We start from the raw sequence: 6031 nt of genomic DNA on the forward strand, positions 1-6031 counted from the left end.
GGCTCCCTCGCTTGTTTTCTATACTCTAGGCGCTCCCCTACAGTAAGGCAATAAAATAAAAAGACCTGCAACGTAAAAAGACAGGTCAAAAAAACATCTATACTTCCTACGCCGGCATTATCCGTCAGGTTTAATGGGTCGAAGTCGAACTTCCTCTCAGCAATAGCTCCCCAGATTTATTTACTACATCTAGAATTCTAGTACAAAACACACTAAAGTGCAAGAAGGAATTCATTCATGAAAACATACAAAATGAATTTTGGTCCAAAATCATACTGTCAAATGATAAAAGGTTGTAATACTACAACCCCAGATTTGATAAAAGCTTTAAAAACTTCTTCTCATTCATCACATCATTTGTCACATACTCCCCATTAAAGAATAAAGCATAAGTTGTAATGGGTGTTGGCGCATTTTGCGCCTTTTCTTTTGTATCTAAATGAACAGATTTAAATTTTATATTTAAATCCTTAGAAACATTCTCAATCAACGGAACATATTTCGCATTAAAAGGACACTGATTCGTATAGTATAAGACAAAACCAGGTTCAGACATATGACAATCTTTCGCACAAGATTTAAATTTAGGTAAAACAGAATCATTAAAGCTTAAATACCACAATTGTATTCCATTACTCGCTTCATCAGAGACCTTAAAACCTTTATAGGTTAAAAACTTAGGATCGGCAAGATACGGCATTTTCTTTTTGGTAGATAGAATACAAATACCTTCCATACCCTTCTTCTTACTATCCTCAATACACATATTCAATAAATCAGTAGAATAGCCATGACCCTTTAAAGATCCAGAAACCCATAGACAATCTATATACATATATTTATCTGCATCGATTGGAATCCACGCATTCTTTGCGGGAATATATTCTATAAAACATTTCCCTCTCAAGACTGATTTAATAAAGACAATCCCATCCTCAAAACGATCGTACAACCAATCCTTCTTTGATCTTACTTGTACATCTGAATTACTACTAATTGCACAACAAATGTGTTCTTGTTCTATATTCTCTTTTGTGACATATATATAATCCATTATTCAACACCTCAAAATCAGTATACTAAAAGAAGTTGAAATCAATCAATTCAAAATTACTATTTATATCAGTTTCATCTTAACGATTCATTATCAGGTATTCGTGTAATTTAGTGTCAAAAATCGATAAAAATACACCGAAAATTACACCTTTATTTTATAAAATCTCACACTAAACGACACGTAACATATAAAAGGAGTTGAAATTATCAACTCCTAAGTGTTTTATTTATCGAATTTAATAGCAGCCTGTGCCGCAGCAAGTCTTGCGATTGGTACACGATATGGTGAACAAGAAACGTAGTTCAATCCAACTCTATGACAGAATTCAATACTTGCTGGATCACCACCATGTTCTCCACAAATACCTAATTTAATATTTGGACGCGTACTTCTTCCAAGTTCAGTAGCCATCTTCACAAGTTTTCCAACACCTCTTTGATCTAAGTGCGCAAATGGATCGGATTCAAAGATCTTTTTGTCATAGTAATCTTGTAAGAATCCACCCGCATCATCTCTTGAGAATCCAAATGTCATCTGAGTTAAGTCATTTGTACCAAATGAGAAGAATTCAGCTTCTTTTGCGATTTCATCTGCCAATAATGCAGCACGAGGAATTTCAATCATTGTACCAACATGATACTTCATATCAAATTCTGATTCTTGAATCAACTTATCAGCTACATCGCATACTACTTTTTTAACATAACGAAGTTCAGCTACATCACCAACTAGTGGAATCATGATTTCAGGTTCAATCTTCCAATCTGGATGTCTTTCATTCACAGCTAGAGCAGCCTGGATAACGGCAGTTGTCTGCATTTCTGCAATTTCAGGATATGAAATAGCCAAACGACATCCACGATGACCCATCATAGGGTTGAATTCATGTAAGCTAGAAATGACAGATTTCAATTCATCCAAACCAATGTGCATATCTTTCGCTAATTGTGTAATATCATAAGAATTTGTAGGTAAGAATTCATGTAAAGGTGGATCCAAGTAACGAATAGTCACTGGAAGACCCTCCATAGCTTCATAAATACCTTCAAAGTCACTTCTTTGCATAGGCAAGATTTTTTCTAAGGCAACACGTCTTTGAGCAGCTGTTTTACTAACAATCATTTCACGAACCGCTTTAATACGATCCCCCTCAAAGAACATGTGTTCCGTACGAACTAGACCAATACCTTGAGCTCCAAATTCATGAGCTTGTTTTGCATCATGAGGTGTATCCGCATTTGTACGAACCTTTAAAGTACGTCTTTCATCTGCCCAGTTCATGAAACGTTCAAAGTCACCTGAAATACTTGCAGGCACTGTTTTAATAGCACTACCATAGATATTTCCTGTTGAACCATCTAAACTGATCCAATCGCCACGATGATATTTCACACCATCAATTTCAAAATATCCTTCATCATCATGCATTTTAATATCGCCACAACCACTTACGCAGCAAGCACCCATACCACGAGCAACTACAGCCGCATGACTTGTCATACCACCACGTACAGTTAAGATACCTTGAGATACGTGCATACCTTCAATATCTTCTGGACTTGTTTCTAAACGAACTAAAATGACTTTATGATTACGACTAGCTTCTTGAATTGCTTCTTCTGCACTAAATACAATTTGACCACAAGCAGCACCAGGACTTGCAGGAAGTGCTGAAGCAATTGGTTCAGCTTTCTTTAATTCATCCGCATCAAACATTGGGTGAAGTAATGAATCTAATTGTTTTGGTTCTACCATCATCAAGGCTTCATCTGTAGTAATCATACCTTCATCCACCATGTCACACGCAATCTTTAAGGCAGCCTGTGCTGTACGTTTACCATTACGTGTCTGCAACATGAACAATTTACCTTTTTCAATTGTAAATTCCATATCTTGCATATTACGATAGTGAGTTTCCAATTTCTTCGTAATCGCAACAAAATCATCATATGCTGATGGAGCCACTTCTTTTAATTGATCGATCTTTTGAGGTGTACGAATACCCGCAACAACATCTTCACCTTGTGCATTCATTAAGAATTCACCATATAATTTATTCTCACCTGTACTTGGATTACGCGTAAAGGCAACACCCGTACCACAATCATTACCCATATTACCAAATACCATCATTTGTACGTTAACAGCCGTTCCCCAACTTGAAGGAATATCATTCATCTTACGATAGTAGATTGCACGAGGGTTATTCCAAGAACGGAATACCGCTTCAATAGCTCCCATCAATTGTTCTTTAGGTTCTTCAGGGAATTCTGATTTTAATTCATTTTTGTAGAAAGCCTTAAACAATTCTACTAATTTTTTCATATCCTCTGCATTTAAGTCTAAATCATCTGTAATGCCTCTTTCTGCCTTTACTTCATCGATGATCTCTTCAAAACGCTTTTTACTCAACCCCATCACAACATCGGAATACATTTGAATAAAACGACGATATGAATCATATGCGAAACGCTCATTATTCGTTAGTGTTGCGACTGTTTCGGCAACAGTTTTATTCATACCTAAATTTAAAATAGTATCCATCATACCAGGCATACTCGCACGTGCCCCTGAACGAACAGATACTAATAAAGGATTATCTACATCCCCTAATTTCTTTCCAGACTTCTTTTCTAATAAATCTAGATACTCCATAATTTGAGCTTTAATACCATCATTGATAGTTTCATTATCTTCATAATATTGGTTACAAGCTTCTGTAGTAATTGTGAATCCATAAGGTACAGGCATACCAAGTTTAGACATTCCAGCTAAGTTAGCGCCTTTTCCACCTAATAATTCACGCATTGTTTCATCGCCTTCATTAAATTCATAGACATATTTTTTATCCATAATATTTTTACCTCCTTTTGTAACCGTTTACATGTGTAAACTATTATAACACACAAAATTACATTGTGATAGTTTTTTTTGAAATTTCACAAATAAAAAACCTATCAGCTTTCACTAATAGGTTTAACCACGCTTAACAACCGCACTTTTTTGTCTAAACGCAATCCCAATCTTTACAATATCTTCAACACCAAAATCTCTTAATTCCGTATCATATTTCATATCATCAATTTGTCTAAGTGCACTATTAGCCAATGAATCTAAATCCACATTTATATCTTTTGTATGTTTAAACTCAAAAATAAAGCCAGGCATATTCTTCACTGCAGGTAATAATTCTATATCAAATCTTCCAAGTCCTGATTCTCTATTTGATCTTACCTTATATTGACTTCCTAGTACAGCACACAATCCTAACATCATTCCATGGTAAAATGCTTCACTAGCCCCATCCATCGTTGATATACTTTTCAACATGAAATCCTCCAACAAAGACTGTAGTTTACTTGCATCTTTAGAAAAGATAGCTTGATGAATTGAAATTGAAACATTATTTTGATTTGTACGATTCAACACCTCTTTTTCATATACATACAAAATTTCTTTATTAGGAATAGCCACATCACACATATAATTTCCATCATTTTGCGGATATATTGCCGCCACCTTTAAATACCCCGCAACCAATAAGAAACTATATATACTATAAGGATTACTATGAACCTCAGGATAGATCACACTTGTATCTACATATGTTGTGATTGTATTTCCACAAAACAATTTATACAAATTTTCATTAATTTCAGGTGTTGCTGTTCCAATAATTTCACCAATGATATCATTACTACCTGTTGATTGCCAAAAGGCCTTAGGAAAACATTGATCCGAAATATAATTGATCACAGACCAAGGATTAAATATCTCTGTATTTCCAAAACGATATCCATCATACCATTCCAAGATTTCTTGATATTTATCTTCATATTCATAATATGCAAGCATATCTTTGATTTCATCATTTGTGAAGCCAAAATATGAACTATAGTTAGTATCTAATATCGAGTTGGTTTTTAAATTGTTCATTCCACTAAAAATACTTTCTTTTAAAACACCTGTTAAAAATCCAAAAGCCAAATGTGAATTGTCTTTTAGTCCTCCCGAAAAGAAATTGCGCATAAAATTGACAATTTCATTATAAAAATCACAAAGATGACCTTGTTGAATAGGCGTATCATATTCATCAATAATAATGACACACTCTTTTCCATAATGCTTGTGAAGCAATAAAGATAAAAGTTGAAGCCCCATTTGACAATCAACCTCATTCATGTCTTCACTCGCAAAACGATGATATTGTTCTTTTTCGTACGAACTTAGTACAGTACTGCTTTCCAATTCATCATGACGCATAAACTCTAAAGAAATTAATTTACTGATTTTTTGAAAAGTCTCTTGCCAACTCGAACACTTAATATCTTTAAAAGATAAGAATATCACAGGATATTGACCTTGATGTTTCGTGTAATAATCTCCACATTGCCAAATATATTTATCTTTGAAATAAATAGATGTATCTTCCGGCGTTTTTTCAAAAAATACACGCAACATATCCATATTTAATGTTTTTCCAAAACGCCTAGGACGCGTGAAAAGAGATACCATCGGCAACGCATTCAAAAAGTCACGAATCAATAATGTCTTATCAACATAGTAATAATTCGTTGTTGCCGACTTAAAATCAGATACGCCAATTGGTAAAGGCTTTTTCGGACTTAAAATCGCATTGTCAGGAATCAACCAATTGCGCCCATCCTTTATTGCACCAACTATTTCTTTTTGTTTGCACATCTGTTGAATTCTACGAGTCGATACGCCCATCTTTTTTGCAGCAGATTCACAAGATATATAGTCCATACAGCACCTCCTAAACATACTTCTACTTTTAGTATATCTATTTAAGCGAAATACATCAACTTTATTTCGCTTACATTTCGTTTATAAACGAAAAAAAGAACTAGATTCCTCTAGTTCATACTTGCCTGTTCCCTTAACTTTGCAGAATTTGTATAACTAAAAAATAAAAGAAGCATTAGTAGCTAAATTCACCAATGCTTCTGTCAA

General features: G+C 34.4%; 3 protein-coding genes and 1 riboswitch. All 3 genes read right to left on the reverse strand.

All coding sequences use genetic code 11. From position 1 onward, the window contains the following. Window positions 1-86: 86 nt before the first annotated feature. Window positions 87-183: riboswitch (TPP riboswitch) on the reverse strand. A 118-nt stretch (window positions 184-301) separates the two neighbouring features. Beyond that, window positions 302-1054, reverse strand: coding sequence for an N-acetyltransferase (locus Q0E86_RS06485; RefSeq protein ID WP_295755514.1), 753 nt, complete (start codon window positions 1052-1054; stop codon window positions 302-304). 225 nt (window positions 1055-1279) lie between these two features. After that, window positions 1280-3910: a pyruvate, phosphate dikinase gene (gene ppdK, locus Q0E86_RS06490; RefSeq protein ID WP_295755517.1), complete on the reverse strand. Its 2631-nt coding sequence runs from the start codon at window positions 3908-3910 to the stop codon at window positions 1280-1282. A 123-nt stretch (window positions 3911-4033) separates the two neighbouring features. Beyond that, window positions 4034-5824 carry an AAA family ATPase gene (locus Q0E86_RS06495; RefSeq protein WP_295755520.1) on the reverse strand — a complete coding sequence of 597 codons (1791 nt, stop codon included), beginning with the start codon at window positions 5822-5824 and terminating at the stop codon, window positions 4034-4036. Between the last annotated feature and the right edge of the window lie 207 nt (window positions 5825-6031).

The organism is uncultured Holdemanella sp., from assembly GCF_934754935.1.
GTDB lineage: Bacteria > Bacillota_I > Bacilli_A > Erysipelotrichales > Erysipelotrichaceae > Holdemanella.